This is a genomic window from Cupriavidus sp. P-10, assembly GCF_003402535.2.
Lineage (GTDB): Bacteria > Pseudomonadota > Gammaproteobacteria > Burkholderiales > Burkholderiaceae > Cupriavidus.
This window is the reverse complement of the sequence record NZ_AP025172.1, coordinates 1,485,274-1,511,605: the sequence shown is the minus strand read 5'-3', so window position 1 is coordinate 1,511,605 and position 26,332 is coordinate 1,485,274. Positions and strand designations below refer to the sequence as shown.

Annotated in this window: 24 protein-coding genes and 1 pseudogene; 16 read left to right on the top strand and 9 right to left on the bottom strand. The window is 64.6% G+C overall.

What is annotated here, in order from left to right:
• Positions 1–47: 47 nt before the first annotated feature.
• The 4 genes from CTP10_RS41480 to CTP10_RS36960 all read left to right on the top strand — a co-directional run bounded on the left by CTP10_RS41480 (position 48) and on the right by CTP10_RS36960 (position 4,034).
• Positions 48–287, top strand: coding sequence for an amidohydrolase family protein (locus tag CTP10_RS41480; RefSeq protein WP_116321613.1), 240 nt, complete (start codon positions 48–50; stop codon positions 285–287).
• Between the two features lie 389 nt (positions 288–676).
• Entirely contained in the window at positions 677–1,825 is a 1,149-nt protein-coding gene (locus CTP10_RS36970) for a CaiB/BaiF CoA transferase family protein (protein ID WP_116321612.1), read from the top strand.
• 94 nt (positions 1,826–1,919) lie between these two features.
• Entirely contained in the window at positions 1,920–3,173 is a 1,254-nt protein-coding gene (locus CTP10_RS36965) for a CaiB/BaiF CoA transferase family protein (protein ID WP_116321611.1), read from the top strand.
• A gap of 60 nt (positions 3,174–3,233) precedes the next feature.
• Positions 3,234–4,034, top strand: coding sequence for an SDR family NAD(P)-dependent oxidoreductase (locus tag CTP10_RS36960; RefSeq protein WP_116321610.1), 801 nt, complete (start codon positions 3,234–3,236; stop codon positions 4,032–4,034).
• A gap of 66 nt (positions 4,035–4,100) precedes the next feature.
• Here CTP10_RS36960 and CTP10_RS36955 read toward each other — a convergent pair whose 3' ends face one another.
• Positions 4,101–4,580, bottom strand: a complete 480-nt coding sequence (locus tag CTP10_RS36955) for a YybH family protein (protein ID WP_271816014.1) — start codon at positions 4,578–4,580, stop codon at positions 4,101–4,103.
• Between the two features lie 682 nt (positions 4,581–5,262).
• On the opposite strand from CTP10_RS36955, the gene CTP10_RS36950 reads away from it, so the two are divergent.
• The 9 genes from CTP10_RS36950 (at position 5,263) to CTP10_RS36910 (ending at position 13,684) form a co-directional block, all read left to right on the top strand.
• Complete coding sequence (locus tag CTP10_RS36950) at positions 5,263–6,057, top strand: IclR family transcriptional regulator (RefSeq protein ID WP_233528246.1); 795 nt, start codon at positions 5,263–5,265, stop codon at positions 6,055–6,057.
• Positions 6,054–6,995 (top strand): LysR family transcriptional regulator, encoded by a 942-nt coding sequence (locus CTP10_RS36945; RefSeq protein ID WP_116321608.1) that lies wholly within the window; start codon positions 6,054–6,056, stop codon positions 6,993–6,995. Before CTP10_RS36950 ends, CTP10_RS36945 begins: the two co-directional genes overlap by 4 nt.
• A 282-nt stretch (positions 6,996–7,277) precedes the next feature.
• Complete coding sequence (locus CTP10_RS36940; protein ID WP_271816246.1) at positions 7,278–8,366, top strand: acyl-CoA dehydrogenase family protein; 1,089 nt, start codon at positions 7,278–7,280, stop codon at positions 8,364–8,366.
• A gap of 29 nt (positions 8,367–8,395) precedes the next feature.
• A complete protein-coding gene (locus CTP10_RS36935) occupies positions 8,396–8,911 on the top strand; it encodes a MaoC family dehydratase (RefSeq protein WP_116321606.1) in 516 nt (171 codons plus the stop codon).
• 13 nt (positions 8,912–8,924) lie between these two features.
• Positions 8,925–10,136, top strand: coding sequence for a thiolase family protein (locus CTP10_RS36930; RefSeq protein ID WP_199414646.1), 1,212 nt, complete (start codon positions 8,925–8,927; stop codon positions 10,134–10,136).
• Positions 10,137–10,154: 18 nt separating this feature from the next.
• Positions 10,155–10,562 (top strand): Zn-ribbon domain-containing OB-fold protein, encoded by a 408-nt coding sequence (locus CTP10_RS36925; RefSeq protein WP_116321604.1) that lies wholly within the window; start codon positions 10,155–10,157, stop codon positions 10,560–10,562.
• A 37-nt stretch (positions 10,563–10,599) separates the two neighbouring features.
• The gene (locus tag CTP10_RS36920) at positions 10,600–11,616 is read left to right on the top strand and encodes a Bug family tripartite tricarboxylate transporter substrate binding protein (RefSeq protein ID WP_116321603.1); all 1,017 of its coding nucleotides are present in this window, start codon (positions 10,600–10,602) and stop codon (positions 11,614–11,616) included.
• Positions 11,617–11,709: 93 nt separating this feature from the next.
• Positions 11,710–12,867, top strand: coding sequence for a CaiB/BaiF CoA transferase family protein (locus CTP10_RS36915; RefSeq protein ID WP_116321602.1), 1,158 nt, complete (start codon positions 11,710–11,712; stop codon positions 12,865–12,867).
• A 37-nt stretch (positions 12,868–12,904) separates the two neighbouring features.
• A complete protein-coding gene (locus CTP10_RS36910; protein ID WP_116321601.1) occupies positions 12,905–13,684 on the top strand; it encodes an IclR family transcriptional regulator in 780 nt (259 codons plus the stop codon).
• A gap of 28 nt (positions 13,685–13,712) precedes the next feature.
• Here the strand turns inward: CTP10_RS36910 and CTP10_RS36905 are convergent, their stop codons facing one another.
• Positions 13,713–13,916 carry an MFS transporter gene (locus tag CTP10_RS36905; protein WP_233528249.1) on the bottom strand — a complete coding sequence of 68 codons (204 nt, stop codon included), beginning with the start codon at positions 13,914–13,916 and terminating at the stop codon, positions 13,713–13,715.
• A gap of 286 nt (positions 13,917–14,202) precedes the next feature.
• Here CTP10_RS36905 and CTP10_RS36900 point away from each other — a divergent pair, with 286 nt between their 5' ends.
• Entirely contained in the window at positions 14,203–15,372 is a 1,170-nt protein-coding gene (locus CTP10_RS36900; RefSeq protein ID WP_116321599.1) for a hypothetical protein, read from the top strand.
• Between the two features lie 125 nt (positions 15,373–15,497).
• Here CTP10_RS36900 and CTP10_RS36895 read toward each other — a convergent pair.
• The 7 genes and pseudogenes from CTP10_RS36895 to CTP10_RS36865 all read right to left on the bottom strand — a co-directional run.
• Positions 15,498–15,818: pseudogene (locus tag CTP10_RS36895) on the bottom strand (aminotransferase class V-fold PLP-dependent enzyme); the annotation flags it as partial.
• A gap of 11 nt (positions 15,819–15,829) precedes the next feature.
• Complete coding sequence (locus tag CTP10_RS36890) at positions 15,830–16,630, bottom strand: SDR family oxidoreductase (RefSeq protein WP_116321598.1); 801 nt, start codon at positions 16,628–16,630, stop codon at positions 15,830–15,832.
• A 164-nt stretch (positions 16,631–16,794) separates the two neighbouring features.
• On the bottom strand, positions 16,795–17,688 hold the full coding sequence (locus tag CTP10_RS36885; RefSeq protein ID WP_116321631.1) for a polysaccharide deacetylase family protein: 894 nt from the start codon (positions 17,686–17,688) through the stop codon (positions 16,795–16,797).
• Positions 17,688–18,596, bottom strand: a complete 909-nt coding sequence (locus CTP10_RS36880) for a GNAT family N-acetyltransferase (RefSeq protein ID WP_116321597.1) — start codon at positions 18,594–18,596, stop codon at positions 17,688–17,690. The genes CTP10_RS36885 and CTP10_RS36880 overlap by 1 nt, the downstream gene beginning before the upstream one ends.
• Positions 18,597–19,025: 429 nt before the next feature.
• On the bottom strand, positions 19,026–19,259 hold the full coding sequence (locus CTP10_RS36875; protein ID WP_116321596.1) for a hypothetical protein: 234 nt from the start codon (positions 19,257–19,259) through the stop codon (positions 19,026–19,028).
• Positions 19,260–19,351: 92 nt separating this feature from the next.
• The gene (locus CTP10_RS36870; protein ID WP_116321595.1) at positions 19,352–20,422 is read right to left on the bottom strand and encodes a maleylacetate reductase; all 1,071 of its coding nucleotides are present in this window, start codon (positions 20,420–20,422) and stop codon (positions 19,352–19,354) included.
• A gap of 12 nt (positions 20,423–20,434) precedes the next feature.
• Complete coding sequence (locus tag CTP10_RS36865; RefSeq protein ID WP_116321630.1) at positions 20,435–21,439, bottom strand: tripartite tricarboxylate transporter substrate binding protein; 1,005 nt, start codon at positions 21,437–21,439, stop codon at positions 20,435–20,437.
• A gap of 157 nt (positions 21,440–21,596) precedes the next feature.
• Between CTP10_RS36865 and CTP10_RS36860 the strand changes: the two genes are divergently transcribed.
• Together CTP10_RS36860 and CTP10_RS36855 are read left to right on the top strand one after the other, a co-directional pair.
• Positions 21,597–22,535 carry a LysR family transcriptional regulator gene (locus CTP10_RS36860; RefSeq protein ID WP_116321594.1) on the top strand — a complete coding sequence of 313 codons (939 nt, stop codon included), beginning with the start codon at positions 21,597–21,599 and terminating at the stop codon, positions 22,533–22,535.
• Positions 22,536–22,815: 280 nt separating this feature from the next.
• Positions 22,816–26,283 (top strand): adenylate/guanylate cyclase domain-containing protein, encoded by a 3,468-nt coding sequence (locus CTP10_RS36855; protein WP_116321593.1) that lies wholly within the window; start codon positions 22,816–22,818, stop codon positions 26,281–26,283.
• Positions 26,284–26,332 lie beyond the last annotated feature (49 nt).

Sequence of the window (26,332 nt, the reverse complement as noted above, 5' to 3'; positions counted from 1 at the left end):
CGGCCAGCCGCGGCCCCTCATCGGCTTCACAGGCGCTTGCGATTGCCATGCACGTCTACCACAGCCGCTATCCGGTGGCGTCGGGGCGAAGCTGCGGCCGGCCGATGCCGTGGCCGCAGCTCGACTGTCAGGCGCCTACATGGATACCGCAACAGGCGCACCCCACGGAGAAGCAGAAGCCCGCTGACGCGGTGCTCTTCGACCTGCTGAAGCGATGGGCACCGGACGAGAAAGTCCGCAGGCAAATCCTGGTCGACAACCCAACGCGTCTGTACCAGTTTTCATGATTGCATCGTGATGTCAAAATGCAATTAATCGCCTATTTCGTGGCGCGACAATCTGGGTGGTCCGAGGAGCCCTTGTAGTCTGCGCTCGGTACTCAATGTACGGATTCATTGGGACCGTAGTCTGAAAGCGCCTATAAATTCACGTTTCTAAACGAACACGGTGGTCCGCTACTTTGGTCAGGCAACTACCTGAGGTGCGCGCGACAACGCTGCCGCGCCCAAGCCGTCGTAACGCGGTTGGGCCCGCGGCGCCCCCGTTTCGATCCCTCCGAATCGCCGCTTCGGAAAAGGCCAGTTGGCCAGACGTCGTCACGCCTCTACTCTTCCCGCATGCATCCGATCCAAGCAGATGCAACACAACGCATAACAATCGAAGGAGCGTATCAGCAATGCATGACTTGCCTCTCGACGGTGTGGTGGTGGTCGAGCTGAGCGACAGCGCTTCGGCGCCGTTCGCCGGCCAGATCCTGGCAGCGCTCGGCGCGGACGTGTGGAAGATCGAGCGGCCCGCGGGGGATTCGGCGCGGGGCTGGGGACCGAGCAAGTGGAAGGGCAGCGGCGCGGCCTTCCATGCCATCAACCGCGGCAAGCGCTTCATCAGCCTTGACATCAAGGACCCCGGCGAGCTGGCCCAGCTGCACCAGCTGATTGCGGAGCGCGCCGACGTTTTCTTCCACAACCTGCGGCCCGGTTCGGCGGCGCAGTACGGGCTCGATGCCGACAGCCTGCGCGTGACCAAGCCGGAGCTGATCTGCTGCGAAGTTGGCGCCTTCGGGCACCAGGGCCCGCTGAATACCGCGCCGGGCTATGACCCGCTGATGCAGGCGTTTGCGGGGATCATGAGCATCACGGGGGAAGAGGGCCAGTCGCCCGTACGCGCCGGGGTGTCCATTGTCGACTTTGGCACAGGTATGTGGGCTGTCATCGGCATCCTCGCTGCACTGTTTCGCCGGCAAGAGAAGCACGTCGGCGCGACCGTCAACAGCTCGCTGCTGGAAACCGCCATTGCCTGGATGTCGATCGGCGTCGCCAACTACAATGCCGACGGCGAGCCGGGCTCACGCCATGGGTCTGGCGTCGCCTTTATCGTGCCGCATCGCGCTTACCCGACTGCGGACGGTGACCTGATCATCAGTTGCGCGAACGACGCCCTGTTCGCGCGGCTTTGCGCGACGCTGGACCGGCCCGAGTTGGCCATCGACCAACGCTTCGCCACCAATGCGGCACGCCTGCGCCATCGCGCCCTGATTGACGGACTCATCGGCGATCGCCTGGCCGAGCATCCTCGCGCCTACTGGCAGGAGCGGCTTGGCGCCGCCGGGCTGCCGTGCGCCCCGATCCAGACGACCGAGGAACTGGTTCACCACGCGCAGACGGAGGCGCTGGGCATCATCGGCAAGCCGTCAGACGATGAGCTCGCTGTCGTCGGCTTGCCGCTGTCGTTCAACGGCAAGCGTCCGCCGCCATTGTCGGCGGCGCGGGTAGTCGGCCACGACAACGCGGACCTTGAGTGCCTGACCAAGCGGGCCAAGGCTTGACGACTACGACGACATATAGCAACGGAGAGAGACATGACCGGATTCCAGAAACGGTGAGTCTCTTCGCCGAGATGCATGACCAACCCGAGTAACCATGAGCACCAACGCGAATACTGCTACCGCAGCCACCACGAACAACCCCGATCGACCCCTGAGCGGCGTGCGAGTCCTGGCGGTCGAGAATTTTGTTGCCGGGCCGTTTGCCTCGATGTGGCTCGCCGATGCCGGTGCCGAAGTCGTCAAGGTGGAGTCGCGTGACGGCGGGGATTTTGCGCGCGGTACCACGCCGGTGAAGAGCGCCGAGGACGGCTCCGTGCAGAGCTTGTCCTTCCTGCGCAACAACCGGAACAAGAAAAGCGTCACGCTGGACCTCAAGCATCCCGAAGGCAAGCGGATATTCACGCAACTGGCATGCGAGGCGGACATCGTTCTTGAGAACCTGCGGCCCGGCGTGATGGACCGTCTCGGCATTGGCTATGGCGCGCTGCGCGAGCACAACCCGCGCCTCATCTACGTCGCGATCTCCGGTTTCGGGCATGAAGATGTGATGCCGAGCCCGTACACCGACTACCCGGCCTTCGACATCATCGGGCAGGCGCTGAGCGGGCTGATGTACCGGCCCGAACGCCAGGGAGACCGGCCGACTTACCTCGGATTCTCGATGACCGACCTGCAGGGCGGCATCCTTGCCGCACAGGGGGCGCTGCTGGCTCTTTACCAGCGCGAACGAACCGGGTTGGGCAAGAAGGTCGACATTTCGCTCTACGACGCCTCCCTGGTGCAGAACGAGATCTCGGTTGCGATGTACTCCGCATTCCATAAGCCCGCGCCGCCGGGGCTGCACGCCGTGACGGCGCCGTTCGGCACCTTCCGCGCCAGCGACGGGTATATCGTCATCGCCGTGCTGGGGGATCATATCTGGCAGCGCTTTTGCCACGTGATCGGCATGCCGGCCCTGCTGGAGGATGCGCGCTTCCAGGACGGTATGGCCCGCAGTGCCAACAGCGACGCGCTCAACCCGCATATCGACGCATGGCTGGCCACGCGCACCCGCGCCGAGGCCGTCGAAGCACTGCGTGAAGGCGGAGTTCCGGCCTCCGCGGTCAATGACATTGCCGATGTCTTCGAATGCCCGCACGTTGCCGCGCGGCAAATGCTGATGACCCTGCAGGACCCGGCATGGGGCGCCGTCCAGGTCGCGGGTAATCCGATCAAGATGTCGGATACTCCCGAGCCGGAGGCTGGCCTGCCACCCCGGCTAGGCCAGCACACCGATAGCGTGCTGGGCGACTGGCTGCATATGAATGCGCAGCAGCTCGACGCACTGCACTCGTCGGAGGTCACCTGACCAGCGCCTGGGCCTCTGGCTCGAAGCAATCAACGTCTCAATGCATAGAGGTTCTCCGCAATGACAAGTCTTGAAGGGAAGGTCGCCATCGTCACCGGCGGTACAGGCGGGATCGGGAAGGGGATCGCGCTACAGCTTGCCGCTCTCGGTGCCATCGTCGTCATCAGTGGCAGAACGGCAGCGAAGGCTGAAGCTGTGCTCGCCGAGATCCGCCAGGCTGGAGGTACCGGGGATTTCCTGTCAGGCGATGTCCGCTCGAAAGCGGACATGGATGCGCTGGCCACCGAGGCCGCCCGCCGCCATGGCGGTATCGACATTGTTGTCGCGAACGCCGGCGGCAACGACGACGAGGCACGCCGCCCCGACGTCAGGGGACCGTTCGGCTATATCGACCTGTCGCGTGTTTGCGCCGTGGTGGCAGAGAACACCGCTGCGAAGCTGCTCCCGGTACAGTCGGCGTTGCCCTTCATGCGCCAGCGCGGGGGCGGAAGCGTCGTATTTGTGACATCCGAGGGTGGCCGGGTGCCCACGCCCACCCAGACAGCGGTCGCGACCTTCGCTGGCGGCCTGATCAGTGCGAGCAAGGTGCTTGCCAGGGAGCTCGCCGGAGACCGGATCCGCGTGAACTGCGTGTGCGTGACGGTGGTGCGCGACAGCCCCTCCTGGCAGGCTGCGTTCGAGAAGGAAAGTGGGGTCTCGGAGCGCCACCGGAAGCAGTATGAAAAGATCATCGCGAGCAGCCCACTTGGCGTGGCGGCGCCGCAAGACATTGGCCAGGTGGTGGCATTCCTGGCTTCGGATGGCGCGCACTACCTCACGGGGGCGACGCTCAGTCCGACGGGTGGGTTGACCATTCACTGAGGCAACTGCGTCGTCAGATGCAGAAAGTCCCTCCAGCAGCGTGCTTCTCGATGAAGGGGGCGCCGGCTATTGGATAGGCGGTGCTTCCGGTGTCGGGGAAAAGTGGTGCTGCAGAATCTGCCACACGCCAAGGCGCCTGACCAGCACCCAGGTCGTCCGCAGTGCCGACGCGGTTTCGCGCCCGTCGGCGAGCACAAAGCGGAAGTTTGCGTGCCCCTGCGCCAGCAGCGTGTCCGCGCCAAGCTCAACCAGGGTCTGGTCGACCAGGGACATTGATGCCGAGCGCAGCGTCCCGGCGTAAGAGGCAAAGTACCCCAGGATCGCCGCCCGGCCCACGGCGTGGCCCGGGCGGCCCCCAAAAAACAGCGCTTCGGGCGCGTACAGCGCTGCCAGCGCGTCGGCGTTCCACGTCAGCGCGGCGGCGTTCCAGCGGCGCTCGACGTCTTGGAGGGCTGCCTGCACGCGCGAGGCGTTCGTGCTCGTGGCATGGTGTTCGCTCATGGTTGCCATGTCATTGCCTGGCGCGGCCCGGGCGTTCCCGGCCATGCCCTTCTTGTGGCGTTGCGGGCAATGCTACGACGATGACGCCCGCTAGCTCAACCGAAAAGACAGGGAGTTCCGTACCTTGGAATGCCACGGCCGGCGCCCGCAGTTGCAGGTCAGGATGCGACCGGCTCCAGCGGGCGCCCCACTGCGGCTGCAGCTCTGACGGGCGCGTGTTTGCCAGGATGTTTCAAAGTACGGGAGAGTTCGCGCATCGCCATTGGTTATCTGGCGCCGCTGCAGCATAGTGAAGCCGTGCATGCCGGAAACGGCATCTGTTGTCTCCATGCTCGCCTCCGAGCGAGCTTATGCCCCGACCGGCTTGCCGCGGGGCTTCTTTTTTTGTTCGCGCCGTTGGCGAGCCTCCTCCCATCCTCAAGCAAGGCTTGCGCGGGCGCCGTGCCTTGCACATAGCGCCCGCGGCGCGTGGTCGGCGCGCGCAAAAAAGGGGTTAACCCCCATGGAGCTCCATCGAACCGACCATCAAACTCTACCTAACGTTCGTCAGGTACGGGCGACGCTATGCGCCGCATGCTCGTGGGTATAGGGCGCAAGCACATCCACGGATACGGAGACGCCCATGTTGCAGCAGGCAGGCGCGAGGCCGCGAGGCCATCAACCCGGGATCGGCGCGATCTGGCCCACGCCAGGCCGGTCCGCTACAGCGGAATGCCAGGTGCGGGTAATGCCGCTGGCCCGCGGCCTGGCCGTGCTGGCCGCCTTCGGCCCGGAGCAGGCCTGGCTGGGCAACCAGGAAATCTCGCTGGAAACCGGCATCCCCGCGTCCACGGTCACGCGGTTGCTGCAGTCGCTGGTGGCACTGGGCTACCTGCACCACGACGAGGCGCGGCGCAAATACCGGCTCGCGGCCGCCTCGCTGGCGCTCGGCTATGCGGCGATCGCCGATCCTGCCGTGCAGCGCGAGGCCAGCATCGAAATGTGCAAGTTCGCCGAAGCGACCGATACCTACGTAGTGCTCGGCACGCGCGACCGGCTCGATGTGAGCGTGCTGGACAGCCGCGTCGGCAGCCAGGCGGTGCTGGACTTGCGCCTGACGCCAGGAAAGCGCCTGAATATCGCGTCATCGCTGATGGGATCGGCGCTGCTTGCAGCGATCCCGGAACTGGAGCGTTGCTACCTGCAGGGCAATGTGGAGCGCAGGGCGGGCCGCGACTGGCCCATGCTGCGGCGGCGCATGGCCGAAAAGATCTGGCAGGTTCATGAGCTCGGCTTCTGCATGTCGCTCGGTGAATGGGAGCCCGAGCTGGCCACCGTCGCCGTACCGGTCTGCGTGCCGGAGCAGCCGCCGCTGGTGCTGGCCTGCATCGGGCGCACCGCGCGCATGGCGCGCGCCCGCGTCGAACGCGAGCTGGGGCCGCGCCTGCTGGCAATGGCGCAGGTGCTGCAGGAACGGCTGGCATCGCGCGAATCAGGCGGGCAAAATAGGCTGGCGCCTCACCATCCCGCCAGCCTTCCATGACCGAATTCAACCGCCTGCACCTGATCCGGCAAGTCGACCTGTTTACGTTGCGCCTGTTCCTGTCCGCTGTCGAAGAGCAGCAGATCGGCCGCGCCGCGGTCCGCGAGAATATCGCTGCTTCGACGGCGACCAAGCGGATCCAGGACCTGGAGGATATCGCGGGCGTCAAGCTGCTCGAACGCGGGCCCAAGGGCGTCGTGCCCAGCCCCGCGGGCGCGGTGCTGGTGCGCTATGCGCGCCAGATCCTGGATAGCATCGAGAACCTGCGCTCCGAGATTTCCGCCTTCACCGAAGGCATGCGCGGCAAGGTAGTGGTGGCTTCGGCGCGGTCGATCATCGCACCATTTCTTGCCCGCGAGCTGGGCGACTACGCACGCGATTTCCCGCTGGTGGAACTGGTGGTGCGCGAAGTCGAGAACGCCGCGATCATCGAGGCTGTGTCGCGCGGCGACGCCGACGTAGGGGTGTTCGCCATGGCCCACGAGCTTGAGCTTGGGGGCGTTGACGTGACACCGTACCGCCGCGACCGGCTGGTCGCCGTGGTGCCCAACACGCACGCACTCAGTGCGCGCGAAACGGTCAGGTTCGAAGACCTGCTGCCGGAACGGCTGATCCCGGTGGAATCGATGCTGGGCATGTTCCGCGCCGCGGCAAAACGCCTGGGCGCCGAATTCGCCCCACCGTTCCACGTCGTCAGTGCCGGGGTGGCGATCAGCCTGGTACAGGCCGGGCTGGGCGTGACCGTGCTGCCCGAATGCCTGCTCAGCCACGATATGTTCGACCAGGTCACCAGCATTGCCATCGACGAGTCATGGGCCGTGCGCACCACCCATATCGCCACGGCTCGCGGCCGTGTCCTGAGTCCGCCTGCCGCCGCGCTGATGAAGCAGCTGCTCGACCGCCCACGCGGCGAGCCCGCAGTTTCAGGACAGGGCTGAGCGCCACTGCGCATTACCGCGCACCACGGCGCAACACTGCGCGCCTGCCCGTCCGGGCGCCTCCTCCGCCTCACTTCGATCTCACCGAATCGCCGCTTCGGAAAAGGCCAGTTGGCTTGCCGGCTGCACACCTCTACGCTTCCAGTACGCATCGCAGCAACGTATCGCAGCAACGCGCTGCCATGCAGGCAGATGCCAATGCAAACCAATGGAGGCAATACAGTGCAACCGAATTTCCTGGACGAATCGCAGGCCTTGTGGCTGGATACCGTGAACCGATTCATGGATAACGAAGTCACGGTCGAGTATGTGCGCAAGTGCGACCAGAACCGCGGCTATCCCTACGAGGCCTACGACAAGATCGCCAAGCAGGGTTGGCTCGGGCTGCTGTTCAGCGAGGAAGAGGGCGGTGCGGGTGGCGACATCTTCGATTACACCCTGATGGCCGAAGGCCTGGGCAAGTTCGGCTTCGACTTTGCTGCGGCGGTGCTGGTCCCGACCTTCACCGCGATGAACATTGCCAAGTACGGCACGGCCGCGCAGAAGGACAAGTACATCAAGCCGTTCATCGAGGGCAAGATCCGCTTCTCCGTGTCGATCTCCGAGCCCGACGCCGGCTCCGATGCATCCAACACGAAGACCCGCGCGCGCCGCGACGAGAACGGCGACTGGATCGTTTCCGGGCAGAAGCTGTGGTGCAGCGGTGCTGCGGCCAGGGATACGGTCATTGCCATGCTGGTGCGCACGGACGCCGACAACAAGCACGGCGGCCTGTCCGTCCTGCTGATCCCGAACACCACGCCCGGCCTGGTGATCAACAAGCTGCCGACCCTGTCGCGGCACGCGACCGGCACCACCGAGATCTTCCTGGACGAAGTGCGCGTGCCGGCCGATGCGATCCTCGGCGAAGAAGGCCAAGGCTGGGAAATCATCACCAAGCATCTGGAGCTTGAGCGCTGCGCGGTGGCCGCTGCTTATGTCGGCAACGCGCAGACGGCGGTGTCGAAGGCCACGCAGTACGCCCACGAGCGTATCCAGTTCGGCAAACAGTTGTGGGACTTCCAGGTGCTCAAGCATATGCTGGCCGACCGCCAGACCGAGGTGGATGCCGCGCGCCTGCTGTGCTACCGCGCCGCGCAAATGGCAGCCGCCGACGTGCCGTGCAGCCGTGAAGTGTCGATGGCCAAGCTGTATGGATCCGAGACGCTCAAGCAGTGCGCGCTGACCGGCATGCAGGTGCTGGGCGGCTACGCCAACCTGCCGGAAGCCGACATGGAGCGCTACCTGCGCGAATCTGTCCAGTCCACCATCGGCGGTGGTACCTCGCAGATCCAGAAGACCATCATCGCCAAGTCCATGCGCCTGGGCTGATCGCGCAACTTCATCAAGGAACCAGCAACATGACTGACACGACCAAGCGGATTATCAACAACCGCATCGACCAGACCTTTGACGAGCTGCAGGTGGGCCAGGTGTTCCGCTCGGGCGGGCGCACTGTCACCGAAGCGGACGTGGTTAACTACTGCGCACTGACCGGCAACTGGATCGAGATCCACTCCAACACGCACTACGCGTCGAAGACCCGCTTCGGCCAGCGCCTGGTGCAGGGTTCGCTGACCTATTCGATCGTCACCGGTCTGATCCAGTTTGGCCTGGGCATCCAGGCGAACTACGGCATCGACAACATGCGCTTCCGCAGCCCGGTGTATATCAACGACACCATCTACGCGGTGTGCGAGGTGATCGGCAAGAAGGAGAAGGACGACAAATACGGCGTGATCAAGTTCCGCATCAGCGCGATCAACCAGAACGGCGACCTGCTGCAGCAAGGCGAATGGAGCCTGCTGATGCTGCGCAAGCGCGAAGACCTCGATGCGCTGATCGCGTCGTCGCTGCCCGAACTGAAGGCGGCCTGAGGCAATGGCGGCCATGTCGACCAAGCCAGTAGCGGCCATTATCGGGATGGGCGACGCCTACGCATCCCGGGCGAACCGCAAGGACCCGCTGCAGCTCGCCGCCGAAGCCACGCGGCGTGCGCTGCAGGACGCGGGCATCACCAAGGACCAGGTTGATGCCGTCTACACGGGACGCTCGCCCTGGGCGGACAAGCGCTCGCAGTGGAGCAACATCTTCATCTCGCACATGCAGATGCCGGTGAAGCGCACCAGCGAGATCACCATGCACGGCGCCGGGCTCACTGCCACGCTGGCGGTGGCCTCGGAGATGATCGCCGCGGGCCATGCAGAGTACGTACTGTGCCTGCAGAGTGACGCCACCGAGCTCTTTGTCGATGCCGTGGCAATGGGCGCCGAGGCCGATGCCGATCCGCAGTTCGAGGTGCCGTATGGCCCGATCATCCCGGCGCTGTATGGCCAGGCCGCATGCCGCTACCTCCATGAGTTTGGCCTGACCGAAGCCGACCTCGCGGAGGTCGCGGTGGCCAACCAGCGCTGGGGCGTGCATCACCCGCATGCTGCCAAGGCGCGCTTTGGCGAGATTGACCGCGAAGCCGTGCTTGCGTCGCCCTATGTGGCCACGCCGCTACGGCGATGGATGTGCTCCACCTGGGGCGGCGGCACCGGGGGCGCGCTGGTGATCACCTCGCCGGAACGGGCAAAGGCGGCGCGCAACCCGGTCTACCTGATGGGCTACGGGTCAGCCACGACCCATGAGTACCTGGGCGATCGCATGAACATGCGCTCGTGCAAGTTCCCGGAGCTCGGGCCGATGCCGAACCTGACCTATACGGCGACGGCCGCGGCGGCGAGCCAGGCCTACGCCATGTCCGGACTGTCGCCGGCCGACATCGACATGGCGCAGATCTCGGTGAACTTCGCGCACATGGGACCGATCGTTATGGAAGACCTGGGCTTCGCGAAGAAGGGCCGGGGTATCGACATGTACCGCGAAGGACGCACCGGTGTGGACGGCGACCTGCCCACCGACACCAACGGCGGCTGGCTGTCGTTCGGCCAGCCGGGCATCTCCTGCAACATGGACAGCATGGTTGAGGCCATGCGCCAGTTGCGCGGCGAAGCGCTTGGGCTGGCGCCCGCGCGTCGGCCGAAGACAGTGCTGGTGCAGGGTGCCGGGGGCATGCTGGCCGCCGGCAGCGTGCTGTTGCTGTCTTCCTCCACCTGAACCTCATCGGAGCATGTGATGATCCAAACGCAAGACGGCTGGCCGCAGCCGTACCAGCTTCTCGATGCCAGGCCCTACTGGGAGGGCCTCGGCGCGGGACTGCTGAAATACCAGCGTTGCGGCGGATGCGGCCAGGCGGTCTGGCCGGCCCATTCCTTCTGTCCGCACTGCAGCGCCGACCAGCTCGCCTGGGAAGTCTCCACCGGCCGCGGCAAGCTGTATTCGTTCAGCACGGTGATGCGGGGGCCGACGCCGGCCTTTGCCGCGATCGCGCCGTACACGGTCGGCTTTGTCGAGATGGACGAAGGCTACTTCCTGTTCACGCAGATCGAAGGCCCGCCCGAGTCGATGCAGATCGGCAACCGCGTGCAAGCGCACATGATCGAACGCGGCGGGCAGGCGCTACCCGTGTTCACCCAGGCCTGACACAGCGCAAGACAAAACAGATAGAACGGAGAGAGACATGACAGTACGACTAGCAGCGCCCGGCCGCCGGCGCTGGCTACGGCTGGCGGGCGCCGCCGGCCTGGCCGCCTGCGCGGCGCTATCGCTGCCCAGGCCCGCCGCGGCCACGGAATGGCCGACCCGGCCCGTGAGGATCGTGATCGCGGTCGCGGCGGGCTCCACCGGCGATATCCTGGCCCGGAGCCTGGCGCAGCGTCTCGAAGGCATCTGGAAGCAGCCGGTGATCGTCGAGAACAAGCCGGGCGCGGGCGGCGTCATCGGCACGGAATATGTGGTCAATGCCACGGATGGCCATACGCTCCTGCTGGGCACGCAAAGTTCGATCCTGCCCAAGTTCACCACCAAGAACCTGAAGTTCGACCCGATGACCGACCTGGTGCCGGTGTACAAGGTCATCAACTACCAGCTCGTCATTGCGGTGAATGCCGAAACCGCCCCAAAGGCGAAGACGCTGCGCGAGCTGATCGACCTGAGCAAGGGCAGCCCCAACGGGCTGTTCTTCGCCGGAACGGGCCAGACTTCGGTCTTCAACCTGACCATGGCCTTGCTCAACAAGTCGCTGGGCATGAAGTACACGCCGCTGGACTTCAACAGCATCGGCACCATGAACCTGGCCGCCATGCGCAACGATGCGCAGTTCCTGGTCAATACGCCCAGCTCGATGAAGTCGCAGATCGACTCGGGCAAGCTCAAGCCGCTGGCTGCCATCAGCGCCGAGCGTTACGCCAGCTTCCCTGAGTTGCCCACACTGGCCGAGGCGGTGGGCTACAAGGGTTACTTGCCGCTGCTGTGGGCCGGCATCTTTGTCCCGAAGGGAACGCCGGCCGCAGTGGTGGACCGCATTTCGCACGACTTCAGCACGCTGCAAGCGGACAAGGCATTCCGGAACAGCGTCGAGTCGCGCCTGAGCGGGCGCATGGTGGCGTCTTCGCCATCGGCGTTCGCGAAGCAACTTGCTGAAGAGGCCAACGTCTGGAAGAACCTCTTTACTGACATGAACTACAAGCCGGAGTAGCGATGTCAGGACCACTCGAGGGCGTACGTACAAGACTTTCGCGCACTTCATCATGGGTGGAACAGGCCATTGAATTCCCAGGAGACCAACGCCATGGCGCAAAAACCCACCGGGCCCCTCGCGGGCATCAGGATCGTGGAACTGGGCGGCATCGGCCCGGGCCCGTTCTGCTGCATGTTGTTGTCAGACCTGGGCGCCGACATCGTCCGCATTGACCGTCCGTCGCCGTCCGACGGCGGCGCGCCGGTCGAGGCACGCTTCGACCTGCTCAATCGCGGCCGCCGCAGCGCCGCAATGGACCTGAAGCAGCCGGAGGCAGTCACGGCGGTGCTGCGCCTGGCCAGCCAGGCCGATGCCGTGATCGAGGGTTTCCGTCCCGGCGTGGCGGAACGGCTCGGGCTCGGTCCGGACGACTGCCACAAGGTCAACCCGCGACTGGTCTATGGCCGCATGACCGGCTGGGGGCAGGACGGGCCGCTCGCGCAGGAGCCCGGGCATGACATCAACTACATCGCGCTGACGGGCGTGCTGCATTCGGTTGGCAAGGCCGGCGAGGCACCGTCCATCCCGCTCAATCTCGCGGGCGATTTCGGCGGCGGCTCGCTTTACCTCGCGCTTGGCGTGGTCAGCGCCATCCTCGAGAGCCGAATGTCGGGGCGGGGCCAGGTGGTCGATGCGGCGATGGTCGACGGATCTGCATCGCTGATGACGCTGATCTACGGGCTGCGGGCAGCGGGGTACTGGACCGACGAGCGAGGCACCAACCGGCTCGATTCGGGCGCGCCTTGGTACAACGTGTACGAGACGAAGGACGGCAAGTATGTCGGTATTGGCGCCAATGAGACGCGCTTCTACCGCAATGCCGTGAAGCTGCTCGGACTCGACGTAGACAAGCTGCCGGGCCAGCACGACCGCGCCGGCTGGTCGGAGATGCGCGAGCAGTTTGCCTCTGCGTTCCGCACGCGCACCCGCGATGAGTGGGCAGCGTTGGCGGCCGGTGCCGAGACCTGCATCACGCCCATCCTGTCGATGGGGGAGGCGCCAGGCAGCACCCACCTGCAGGCGCGCAAGACCTTTGTCGAAATCGATGGCGTGGTGCAGCCCGCGCCGGCGCCACGCTTCAGCCGCACGCCGGGAAGCATCCAGCGGCCACCGGCCCGCCGCGGACAGCACACCGACGAGGTGCTGGGCGATTGGGGGTTCTCCGCGCAGGAGCTCGCGGCGCTGCGCGACGCGGGGGCGATCCGCTAGCGTCTGCTGCCCTTTCTGCAAGCTGTACGGAGTCGCAATGATCCCTTCCTCACCCGTCACCATGACGCTGGAGCGTGGCCTTCAGGTACTGCGTGCCTTTCGCGCGGAGCGCGTGCCCCTGACCAACGGCGAACTGGTGCGCCGCACGGGACTGTCCAAATCCACGGTGTCGCGCCTGACCATGACGCTCGTCAGCACGGGCTTCCTGCGCCGCGTGGCGGGGGGGCGGCAATTCGAGCTGGCCAGCGGCCCGCTCGGCATTGGCCACGCCTACCTGGAAACCAGCGCGGTCACGCGGCTGGCCCATCCGTTCCTGCAGCAACTGGCCGACCGGCTCAACGTTTCGGTGGCGCTGGCGGTGCCCGACCAGCTCGACATGCTCTATGTCGCGTATCGCACCAGCGTGCGCATCGCCACGCTGCGGCTGGGCGTAGGATCGCTGCTGCCGATGGGCCTGACGGCGATCGGACGGGCGTGGCTGTGGGGTTTGCCCGAGGACACACGGGACCGCTACATTGGCTCCGTGGTTGAGGCCGCGGGGCCGCAGGCCGAAGAGGTGCAGAAGAACATTGAGGCGGCGTTCGAGGACCTGCGCACGAGCGGCGTGTGCATGTCGTTCGGCGAATACCAGCGCAATGCCTATGGCATCGCGCTGCCGCTCAGAGTGGGGCGCGCGGACAGGCTGATGGCACTGAACTGTGGGGCGGTCGAGCTGCGCCCGGACGTCGACGCGATTCGGGCCCGCATCGTGCCGGAACTGAAGGCTGCCGCGGTGGAGCTGATGGTGCTGCTGCGCGATGTCGGCAGCGAGGCTTAGTGTGCCGGGTCGGGGCCCCGTTCCGTACTTAACGGGTCTTCGGGATCAGCGGCACGAACACGGCCGCCATCACCGCCGGGATAATGAACGCATAGAAATTCCAATGCATCCCCAGGTTCGAGCCGACGATCCACCCGCCGATCAGCGGACCAAGGACCGAGCCGAACCGGACGAGCGCCTGCGAAGCCCCGCGCGCCGAGCCCCGGCAGGAAGTGGGGAAGTGCGTAGCGATGTAGCCGTAGACCAGCGAGCTGGTGCTCTGACCTGAGACCGACGCAATCGGTTATCATTCCGTCTCGCTTGCAAATTACGACCCATTCGAGTCGTCAAGAGGTAGTTTCAGCACTCTGTGACGAATTCGCCTCGAAGTAGCGCTTTTTTCACTTTCCGCTAGCGCGTTATTACGCGCGACGCGAGACCGCTACCGCGGTCAAACCAGTCCGGCAACCCCAGCCTTTCAAAAAAATCTGCCCTCCGGGCGGAAGGGACATTATCGTTCCTATTAAATGAAATGTAGTATGAATGTAAAAGAAACCAAATGTTTCCGTGAGTGCTTCTCTTTCAAAAATCTGATATTGATGACAGCCCTCCCGGTGACGTTGGCTGCTTGTGGCGGTGGCGGGGAGGATTCATCCTCTGCGTTGTCCGGTAATAATTCAACGAATCGAACCGTTTCCTCGCAGAATACCTCGACGGTAGGATTTAATATCCTCGCCCACCTGGATGCGCTGAGGATTGCTACCGGCCCATTCGCCGGCGCTTATCAGGTTGGCGTCGGCAGCAACTCCCTGAACTGGTATTTCGCGAGCATTGGATTGTTCCCGTTCATCAAGGAACGACCCAGCGAGGTTCGGGATTATATGAACGTCTACATCCGGAACGTAGACAGGTCGAACTACACCATCAATGACGTAAAATTTGGCGGTGATACCAATTTGCCAATTGCGTGTCCGGCGGACTCTAATGATTCGTATGCCTCAAGCTTCCTTTCGCTGGCGTCCGAATATCTTAAGGTCACGGGTGATGTCGCATGGTTCCGCGATAACCTGCCGATCCTCAAGTCCATTGCTTACTCAAACCTCGCGGCGGTGCAAAAACCGAACGGGTTGATTCCGGTATTCCGGCAGGACTACGCACCACCCACCGATCCAAGCTATTGTCCGGTCTTCAAGCAGTCGGACATCGCATACACCGAAGACAATACCGAGAACTACCGCGGCCTGGTTGACTTTGCCCGTGCGCTAGACTCGATTGGCGATGGGGATTCCGGTTACTACAAACAAGTGGCCGCCTCGGTCTCGGCCGGCATGCAACAGTTGTCCAACGGTACAAATTTCTATGCCGCCGATGTTGAACAGACCGTCAGTCCGAGCTTCTATCCCGGCACTGTCACCCAGGTTTTTCCGCAGTTGTATGACGTTCCGCTGTCCGCGGATACCACGGCAACGCAAAGCCGGTATGACGTTGGTTATGCCTATTTGAACGAGCATGCGCCAACCTGGTCCACACAGATTGAACCAAGCGCCGGTTATCCATGGATGCTGCTGGGCTATGTGGCGGCGAAGCGGGGGGATAAAGCGCGGGCGCAGCAGCAGATGGCTTTGCTCAGGGCCAACACTGGAAAGGCCATCATCAATGAACTGGGCTTCTACAAGCGCATTCTCGATGCGGGCGTGAGCGAGAGCTGACGTAGAGGGGAGGTCTGTCCAGTGGTGAACTGAGAGTACGGTTTGCCGGTGGAGATTGCTCATGGAGGAAAAATTCCCGCCGGCAAGCCCGGCGGGCGAGGATGGTGACCCGACGGCAGCGCCAGTTAGCGCCGGCCCGCGAGACGGCGGATCACCGAAATGAAACGGTCCACTTCCTCGGTCGTATTGTAGAAAGCCAGCGACGGACGGACCGTGGCCTCGACGCCGAAGCGGCGCAGAATGGGCTGGGCGCAGTGATGGCCCGAGCGCACGGCAGTGCCCTCCTCATTGAGCGCGCGGCCGACTTCTTCCGTCTCATAGCCCTCGAGCACGAAGGAGAGCACGCTGGCCTTGTCTTGCGCAGTGCCGATCAGCCGGCCTCCCGCGACGGGCGCCAGCAACCGGGTGGCATATTCGAGCAGATCATGCTCGTAACGGGCAATATTGGCTGGCAGCCTCAGACTACCATCGGCGTGGTAGCACCATCGATCGACAGGATGGAGCCCGAGATATAGCTGGCGCGTGGCGAGGACAGGAACAGCACGGCGTCCGCCACCTCTTCCGGCGTGGCCAGGCGGCCCAGGCCGGTGCGCGCGTTGGCGCGCGCCAGCGCCTGTTCCACTGTCATGCCGCCGATACGCGCATCCACTTCCATGCCTTGCTGCAGGCGTTCGGTATGCGTAGCCGACGGATTGACAGCGTTCACGCGCACACCCTGCTTGCCATAGGCATTGGCCAGTCCGGCGCTGGCCAGCATCAGTGCAGCGTTAGCTGCGCCACCCGCCAGGTGGGCGGGGTTGGCCATCTTGCCACCCATGCCCACGATGTTGACGATGGCGCCACGCCCTTGCTGCGCCATGCGCTTGACCACCGGGTCAATCACATTGATGTAGCTGAAGTACTTGGCGGCCATGGCTTCCTGCCACAGCTGCGGGGTCAGCTCGTCAGGCGGCCGGCGCTTGGCCGCGCCGGCGGAGGTCACCAAAATGTCGATGCCGCCAAGTCCTGCCACCGCTTCTTCCACCGCGCGTGCGGCTTCGGCGATATGGGTCAGATCCGCGGATACCGCGACCACGTCCCTGGCAAATTCGCCCTGGCCTTCGGCCAGCCTGGCGCAGGCCTGCGCCAGGTTTTCGGCGCTGCGCGAAACGATGGCCACGCGCGCGCCCTCACGCAGAAAGCCGGCCGCGCAAGCCAGGCCGATGCCACGGCTGCCGCCGGTGATGAGCACGCGTTGATTGCGAAGTTCGAGATCCATGATGGTGTGCCTTGGCTGGCGGGGAGCGCGGGCGTCGTTCGACAAATGGCGAATCCCCATGTGGTGGGGCCGGTTGCAACGCCGGTGAGATGACAGGGGGTCATCATAGCGCGCCTGTTGGTGCCACAGTTTCACGGTGATGAAATGACCGACGCAAAAGGCAGCTACGCCGGATGCTCGGTCAGCCAGTGCCTGGCGATGTCCTCCCGGCGGCAGATCCACACGGCGTCATGGCCGCGTACGTCGTCAAGGAACCGTGCCAGGGCCATGGCGCGCGCCGGATGGCCGCTGATGCGGGGATGCAGTCCGACGCTCATCATCTTCGGCGCGCGCGCACCCTCGTGCCACAACTGGTCAAATGCGTCCCGCAGCGTGCGGTAGAAATCTTCCCCCGAGGCAAAGCCGTCGGACAATAGATAGCGTGCGTCGTTGTTGATCAGCGTATATGGGATTGCCAGCAGCGGCGGGGAGCTGCAGAGCCAGTACGGCAGGTCATCGTTGTAGGTATCCGAGCTGTAAAGGAACCCGCCTGCCTCATGGACCAGGCGCCGGGTGTTGGCGCTGACCCGCCCGGTGTACCAGCCTACCGGCCGCCTGCCGCAGGTGCGTTCGATTGCCGCGATTGTCAGGTGGATATGGCGCCGCTCCTCATCTTCCGGGACGTCCCGATAATCGATCCAGCGATAGCCATGCCCCGCAACCTCGTGTCCTGCGGCACTCAGTGCCTGTCCGATCCGCGGATTTAGCTCCAGCGCGCGACCGGCTGCGAACGCGGTCAGCGGCAGGCCGCGCTCGGCGAACAGGTCCAGCAGCCGCCAGACGCCGGTACGCGCTCCATATTCGTACATGCTTTCGACGCTCCAGTCGCGCTCGGCCTCACGCGGCGGCCGTCCGGGCAGTTCGTGCAGGTACGCTTCGGAGCGCACATCGCCGTTGAGGATGCACGATTCCGCGCCTTCCTCGATGTTCAGCACAAACTGCACCGCCACGCGCGCGCCGCCGGGCCAGCGTGGATCGGGCGGGGAGCTGCCGTAGCCGGCGAGGTCGCGCGCCTGCATCATCCCAGCTCGAAGGTCGTAATGCCGAAGATGCGCTTGTGCACCAGGCCTGGCGCAGGCCCGAGATACATGCGCGCGCAGCCGAAGACTTCCGTCATGCCGTGCCGATGGGCCAGCGCCATGGCCGCGGGGTGGTTTTCCGGGACATCGAGGAACACCGGGCCACCCGCCGCAAAGGCGGCCAGGTGTGCGTAGAGCGCTTCGGCCGCATCGGCGTCGTCGGCAAACAGCGGCCCGATCTTGCAGCCATCCCCGCACCGGCGCACCACGCCGAATCCGCCCAGCCGGCCCTGCCGCAGACACCCCAGCGCAAGCCCTTCCTCCTGCCGGATCCATCCGCGCAGGAAGGCCTCGCGCGCGGCGGGAAAGCACGTGCGGTCGTAGGCCAGCACGTCGTCGAAGGGCACCTCATCCAGCGGGACAATCACGTCATCCGAGCGCGACGGGTCCGGCGAGTCCGGCGAGTGGGGCCAGTGGGGCGAGTGGGGCGGGCTATCCGGTACCTCGGCACGAAAGCGCAGATTGCGATGGGAGAAAACGAAGCCACCCCTGGCGTAGTAATCCTGCATCGCGAAAACGCCATCCAGCCCAATGCTTGCTCCGGGCCGCAGCCGGGCAATCAGCCGGTCCCGGCGCGCATGCCACAGCGCGTTGCCCAGTCCCCGGCCGCGAAATGCCGGGCGTACGATAAAGAAACCCATAAAGCCGAACGCTCCGCCGTAGGACGTGATCGCGCCGGCGCCGATCAACTCCCCGTCCAGCTCGGCTGCGATGAAAGCATCCGGGTCCGTGGCCCAGAATAGCGCCGCGTCGTGAAGGCCGGGGTTCCACCCCTCGGTTGCCGCCCAGCCGATTAGTCGATCCAGCTCGGCGCGTGTCATGTTCCGAATCACCAGGTCGCCTGACATCGCAATCTGCTCCTTTGGCCGAGTCGCGGACTGCCCTTGCCGCGGCAGTCGCACCTCATCACTTCAGGTCTATGTGTCTGGATGATTAGACGCGTTCTCCGCTTTGGGATCAACGGGCGGCAGGGGAGCGTTAAAAACCTTGAGGTCCAATGGCAGGGCACCCAGGATTCCGGCAAATCGCGTCCGCCAGAGACCCAAAATGAAAATCACCCCGCGTTGAGGTCACCACGGATTATGGCGAAATTGACACAATTGAGGATCGCGACCCCACATGCAGGCTGTCACAGCAAAACGCCTGCGGGTGGGGAGTCCACAGACGGACTCGTCCGCAGGATTCAGTGCACGCCGGCATCAGGAATCTCGTGCCTTGCCCAATCGTTGTAAAAATCACTCGACACGCGCCCATTCCGCCGCTTTTCCCCAGGATACTCAGGACGTCTGCTCTGCTTGTGGGCCCACCAAATCTTCACAGATTTCTATGACGCACTCGATTGGTGGTGAGTCATCCTTCGGGAGGTAAGCGCCCAGCGCGCTATCCTGGCTAGAGACGGTCGCCCACCAGGTTCTCAGTTGTGCTTCGCTCCAGGCTCTGCGCACATCGACCGGGACGCCGGCTACAAGAGTTTCCCTGACGCGTTGGCGGAAGTCGGAATCGCTCATCATGTTCAGGTCTCCTTTGTATCGTCGTAAGGTACTAAGGCTGCGCAAGATTCGTGCCTCGAGCCACCGCGCCGTCTGCAGGGCCAGGTGGCTTGTCACCGCGGTCGCCGGCCATGAAACGCATCGTCCAACAATGCCCGTATGCCCGTAGCATCGAGCGCACGGGGGTTCGGATACTGCTGCTGCATGGCAAGCTCGCACGCCCTGTCCAGGTCCTGCTCGCGCATGCCGATGTCGCGCAGTGCTACAGGCGCGCCAAGCATGGCCGCCAGATCGAACACCGCCTGCGGACCGCTGGCATCCTCTCGTCCGAGTGCTGCCGCGATGGCTGCCACGGCTTCGGCCGCCGCCGGCGCGTTGTAGCCGAGCGCGTGCGGCAGCACGATGGTGTGCACTTCGGCATGGGGCAGGTTGAAGCTGCCGCCGAGGGTGTGGCACAGCTTGTGGTGCAGCCCCACGGCAACGCTTCCCAGCACCGCGCCGCACAGCCACGCGCCGTAAAGCGCGTCGGCACGCGCCAGCGCGACGTGCACGCTGTCCGGCCCGGCAATAATGGGCAGCGCCCGGCCTAGCGCCGCAATGCCCTCGCGACACATCCAGTCGCTGACCGGGGTACGGTCGCCGGCATACAACCCTTCGGCGGCATGTGCGATAGCATTGATGCCACTCGTGATACTGACCGTCACGGGCAGCGCCATCGACAGGTCGGGATCGTAGACCACGGAGCGAGGTAGCACGCGCGGATCGCGGCCCGTACGCTTGAGCCCGCCTTCGGTCATGCCGTAGATCGGCGTCATTTCCGATCCGGCGTAGGTGGTAGGCACTGCAATGATTGGCAGATCCGATTCCAGCGCGATCGCCTTGCCGAGGCCTATGGTCGAGCCGCCCCCGATCGCCACGACGCCATCGGCGCCGAGTTCGGCGGCGCACGAGCGCGCCAGCCGCGCCTGTTCCATCGGTACATGCATCACCGCCCCGTCGAAGACGCCGGCGCAGCGTGCGCCAAGCACCGCCGCGGCGCGATCGGCTAGATTGCGTTGCGCCGGTGTGCACAGGACCAGCAGTCTGCGTGCGCCGATGGCATCGGCCTCGTCGCCAAGCGAGGCCAGCGCGCCGGCACGGAAAACGACGCGTTGCGGATGGGTCTGATGGATAAAGGTTCGCATGTTGTCTGGCACCTATTCCGTGGCAATGTGACGCGCCTTGATCAGCCGGCCCCAGCGCACGGATTCTTCCTGGATCAGCTTGTTGGCCTGGGCCCCGTCCCCGGCGATGATTTCGAAGCCACCCTCGCGCAGCACTTTGGCGATGGCCGGGTCGCGCAGCGTGGCGTTGACCTCCGCCGCCAGTTTGCCGACCACATTGGGCGGCGTGCGGGACGGCGCGATCATCGCGACCCACGAATAGGCCTCGAACCCCTTGTAGACCTCGGCCACGGCGGGCACGCCTGACAGGCGCGCATCGCGTTGCCGCGCGGTCACTGCCAGTGCGCGCAGCTTGCCGGCCGCGATGTAGGGCATCACCAGCGGCAGGCTGGCGATCATCGAGTCGACATGGCCTCCCAGCAGGTCATTGATGGCGGGGCCGCCACCCTTGTATGGGGTATGGGTGCCGCTGGTCCCCGCTGCTTCGTGGAACAGCTCGGCCACCAGCTGGTTAGAGCTGCCGGCACCGACCGAGGCGTAGGACACGGTGTCCGGCTTCTTTGCTGCCGCGACATAGTCCTGCAGCGTCTTGTATTGCGAGCTCGCGGGAACCACCAGCACCATCGGTGAGCGGACCATGTACGAGACGCCGGTCAGGTCCTTTTGCGAACTGTATGGCAGCTTGGGATAGATGTACGACTCGGTGGCGAACGCGTCGAACACCATGCCGATGGTGTAGCCGTCCGCGGTGCTGCGCGCGATTTGCGCGGTGCCAATGGTGCCGCCCGCGCCGGCGCGGTTGTCGATCATTACCGGTTGCGCCAGCCGCTTGCGCAAGCCGTCCTGAATCTGGCGCGCAACCTTGTCCACGGTGCCGCCGGCAGCATATGGCACGATCAGCGTGACCGGCTTTGCAGGCCATGTCTCGGCATGCGTGCCGGTCGCCACAAGCATCACGGCGCCAGCCGTCACCATCGCCGCCGCCGCACGGCGGCACAGGGCAGGGCGCACTGGCGTCTTTGCCGGGGTTGTCTCCATCGGGTTCGCTCCGTTGTTGGTCATGGGTGCCGGCCATCACTATTTTTGCTTTTTTTGCCAAGCTGGCCGGTTGCATTGGTTCAGGTGGATGTTAGACTCGCCGGCATCTACCTGTGAAGCTGCTCGTCTGCGTAACGCCTTTGCGGAGATTGCAAAAATGGAATTCAGCCGATTCGCCGAAAACCTGTCCATCTTTGTCGAAGTGGCGCAATCCGGCAGTTTCTCGGCGGTTGCGCGACAGCGTGGCCTGGTCGCGTCGTCGGTGGCGCGGCAGATCGATACCCTGGAGCGCGAGCTTGGCGTGCCGCTGTTCACGCGTTCGACCCGTGCGCTGGTGCGCACCGATGCCGGAGAACTGTTGTTCGCGCGAGCCACGCGCATCCTGCATGAACTCAGCGATACGCGCGACGCCGTCACCGCGCTGGAGCAGGGCGTCAGCGGCCTGGTCAGGGTAGCGTGCCTGCCCGCCTTCGGCCGGCGCCACGTCGTGCCGCACCTCGGCGCGCTCTATGCGCAATACCCCCGGCTGACCATTGAGCTTGCGCTGACCGAGAGGGTGGTGGATCCGGTGGTGGAACGCTTCGATGTGGTGATACGCGTCGGCCAGCAGGCTGACAGCTCGCTGGTGGCGCGCTGCATATCGAATCAGCGCTACATCATCTGCGCGACGCCGGCTTACCTTGCCCAGTACGGGCGGCCGCACCATGCCGACGAGATCGGACGGCACCGCCTGATCGACCGCGGCCACAGCAACAGCATGCGCGGGTGGCGCGAATTGCTGACTCCCGCACATGCGGCCGGCGCGACGTTCGCACTGGAGTGCGATGACTGCGACGCGCGGCGCCTGTCGGTGCTGCAGGGACTTGGCATCGCGCTGATGCCAGACTGGTCGGTCGGGCCAGACATCGGTGCGGGCCGGCTGGTGGAACTGACGCTCGATGGCCTGCTGCCGCAGGCGCCCGGCGGCATCTACCTGCTGCGTGCCACGCAGCGTGCGAGCGCCAAGGTCAAGGCGTTCTGCACCCACCTGACTGCCAGCATTGGCGCCCCGCCGAGCTGGCAGCTGGCAATGGCCGGGAATCTGGCGCAGGCATAGCTGGCCGTGTGCGGTTTCGGCACGACGCGGCCTTCACTTCGATCGCCACGCCCGTTAATGGGGCTAACGCGGGCTACGGCGAACCGCTGTTTGCGAATAGGACTGGACGCTTTGTCGAGGTATGGCCAATTCAGTGGGCTTTGTCCACCATGGGTGTCGTATTCGCCCCAATCAGCTCTAACCTCCTTAGAGGGCAGCTTCGTGCGTAGCGCCGCCTTGCCAACCGCCGGGAATGCGCCTGTAATGGCTGCGTGGCAGGCACAGGCAGTTGGGAGACGAGATGCGCTGCACAAATTGCCAGTTCGAGAACCCCTCGGCAGCCAAGTTCTGCCAGGAGTGCGGGCAAAGGCTTGCGCTAATCTGCCCGCAATGCGGCCACGCATCCAGTCCCATTGAAAAATTCTGCGGCGCATGCGGCGCGCTGCTGGGGGACACGGCGGCAGCCTCGCCGCGCCTGTCGCCCCCGGTGTCGCCTTTGCCGGCCCCGATTCTCTACACACCGCCGCATCTGGCCGAACGGATCCGCGCCGAGCAGGCCGCCATGGAGGCGAAGGGCGGGGAGGCTGGCGGCGAGCGCAAGACTATCACCGCCCTGTTCGCGGACATGGCCGGCTCGACGGCATTGATCCAGGATCTGGACCCGGAAGAAGCCCGCAGCCTGATCGATCCGGTCGTGGTGCTGATGATGGAAGCCGTGCATCACTACGAGGGATACGTCGCCAAATCCCTCGGCGACGGAATCCTCGCGTTGTTCGGCGCACCGATCGCCCACGAGGACCATGCGCTGCGGGCGCTGTTTGCGGCGCTGCGCATGCAGCAGGCCATGCGCGGCCATAGCGACAAGGTGCGGCTGGAGCAGGGCATCCCGCTACAGATCCGGGTTGGCGTCCATACCGGCGAAGTGGTGGTGCGCTCGATCCGCAAGGATGACTTGCGCACCGACTATGACCCCGTCGGCCACACGATCCATATCGCCGCGCGGATGGAAGGGGTCGCGACCCCGTCATCGATCCTCGTCAGCGAATCGACCCACAAACTGGCCGAGGGGTATTTCGAATTCAAGGCCTTGGGGCGTACACAGATCAAGGGCCTGCGCGAGCCGCTGGCCGTGTACGAGGTGCTTGGCCTGGGCGCCTTGCGCACGCGCCTGCAGGTAGGGGCGCAACGTGGCCTGGCGCGGTTTGTCGGTCGCGAGGCCGAACTGAAGCGCCTGGGCGAGGCGCTTGAACTGGCCCGGGCGGGGCAGGGGCAGATCGCCGGCGTGGTGGGCGAGGCGGGCGTGGGCAAGTCGCGCCTGTTCCATGAATTCAAGGCGCGCGCGCAGCAAGGCTGCATGGTGCTCGAGACCTTCTCGGTGTCGCATGGCAAGGCATTTCCTTACTTGCCGCTGATCGACCTGCTGCGCAACTATTTCCAGATTACGGCGCAGGATGACGAGCGCCGCTATCGCGAGAAGGCCACTGGCCGACTCCTGATTCTGGACCGCGCCCTGGAGGATCAACTGCCTTACTTGCTCTACCTGCTCGGTATCGTTGAGCCGGGCTCGGCATTGCCGACGATGGATCCGGCCATCCGGCGTCAGCGCACCTTCGAGGCGATCGCGCGCCTGCTGGTGCGCGAGAGCCAGAACCAGCCGCTCATGGTCCTGTTCGAGGATCTCCAATGGCTGGATAGCGAGACGGAAGCTTTCCTGAATGTGCTCATCGCCGAGGTGCCGCGCGCCAAAATCTTGCTGCTGGTCAACTACCGCCCTGAGTACCAACATGACTGGGCTCAACACACCTTCTACACGCAGTTGCATCTGGAACCGCTGGGCCAGACAGAAGCGCAGGGCTTGCTGACTGCGCTGCTGGGCGCAGACCCGTCCCTTGCGTCACTGAAGCAGCTGATCCTGTCAAAGACCGAGGGGAACCCGTTCTTCATGGAGGAAGTCGTCCATACCCTGGCAGAGGAAAACGCGCTGCTCGGCCAGCCCGGAAACTACAGGGTCGAGAGGGCGCCGTTGGCACTCCATATTCCGACGACCGTGCAAGGCGTGTTGGCGGCGCGTATCGACCGGCTGCCGCTGCCACAGAAAGAACTGCTGCAGACGCTGGCGGTCATTGGCGCGGAGTTCCCGTCCAGTCTGATCCGGCATGTCACGGGCCAGTCCGAAGCATCGCTTCACCCGCTGCTGGCCGACCTGCAGATCGGTGATTTTATCTATGAGCGCCCCACCTTTCCCGAGGTGGAGTACGCGTTCAAGCATGCGCTGACCCAGGAGGTAGCGAGCAACTCCTTGCTCTCGGAACAGCGAAGCTTTCTGCATGAGCGTACCGCCCAGGCCATTGAGGCGCTGTTCCCCGACAGGCTGAGCGAATATTGCAGCGAGCTGGCGCACCACTACAGTCAGAGCGGTAATGTGCCGAAGGCGGTCGAGTACCTGCGGCTGGCCGGAAAGCAAGCGCTGCAGCGTTCCGCCCAGTCCGAGGCGATTACACATCTCAGCGCAGCCCTCGATCTCCTGAAAAGCCAGCCTGATACCCCCGAACGCAGTCGCGAGGAACTCACGTTGCGGCTGACCCTCGGTCCGGCCTGGATGGCCGTGCGAGGCTATGGTTCACCGGAGGTGCAAGCGAACTACACCCGGGCCCTAGTACTCAGCGAGCAAGGCGGGGAAACCTCGCAGCTCTTCTCTGCACAGCTCGGCTTGTGGTCGTTCTATCTGTTGCGCTCCGAACTCGAGACGGCGCAGAGGCTGGCCGAGCGGCTGCTCGGTCTTGCGCAGGATGCGCAGGATCCGGAACAGCTTGCGGAGGCGCACCGGGTGCTTGGCACCACAGTCTTCCGCCTGGGCAAGATCCGCCTGGCCCGCAGTCACATGGAGCAGGCGCTGTCATTGCATCGCCCTGATCGACAGTCTTACGGGCATCTAATGCGCTATGTGCGCAATCCCGCGCTCCATATGCGTAGCAGCCTGAGTTGGATGCTCTGGTATCTCGGCTTGCCGGATCAGTCTCTGTCCCGAAGCGGAGAGGCACTGGAGATGGCAAGGAATGCGTCCGACCCGTTCGGCCTTGCGCTCGCCCTGATCTATGCGGCTGAACTGTATCAGCGCCGCGGCGAGCCCGAAGAGACGCTGGGGTTCGCAAATGCTGCGCTCCAACTATCGAGCGAGCAGGGGTTCTCAATGTACGTGGCATGGGCAACGATCCTGCGGGGTTGGGCCCTGGCCCGGCAAGGCAGCCACGCGGAGGGCATCGCACTTATCAACCAAGGTCTTGGCGCGCATGAAGCGACCGGTGCCGCATTGGGACGACCCTCCCTCCTGGGATTACTTGCCGATGCCTATGGCGGGGCAGGGCAACCTGAAACTGCGCTTCGCGTCCTGGATGACGCGCTGGCGCTAGTGGGCAAGACGGAAGAGCGCTTCGATGAAGCGACGCTGATTCGCCTGCAAGGCGAATTGATGCTGCAGTTGTCTGGCCAGAATGCGGCCACTCCAGCCGCGCCAGCCGTAGAGGAGGATGCCGAGGCGCGGTTCCGGAAGGCCATTGCGCTCGCACGTCGCCACGAAGCCAGGTCAATCGAGTTGCAATGCGTGTTGAGCCTCGCGCGGCTATGGCTACGCCAAGGCAAGGATGTGGCTGCGCGGCAAATACTCCTGGAGATGAGGGCAGCCTTCACGGAGGGGGTAGACACCGTGGATGCGCGGCAGGCGGGAGAGTTGTTGGCGTCGTTGGAAAGCATCGCGGTGCGGGACGAGTAAGACATCCCGCGCCGTAAGAGGCGAATCCATGTCTATGCAGGCAGTGCTA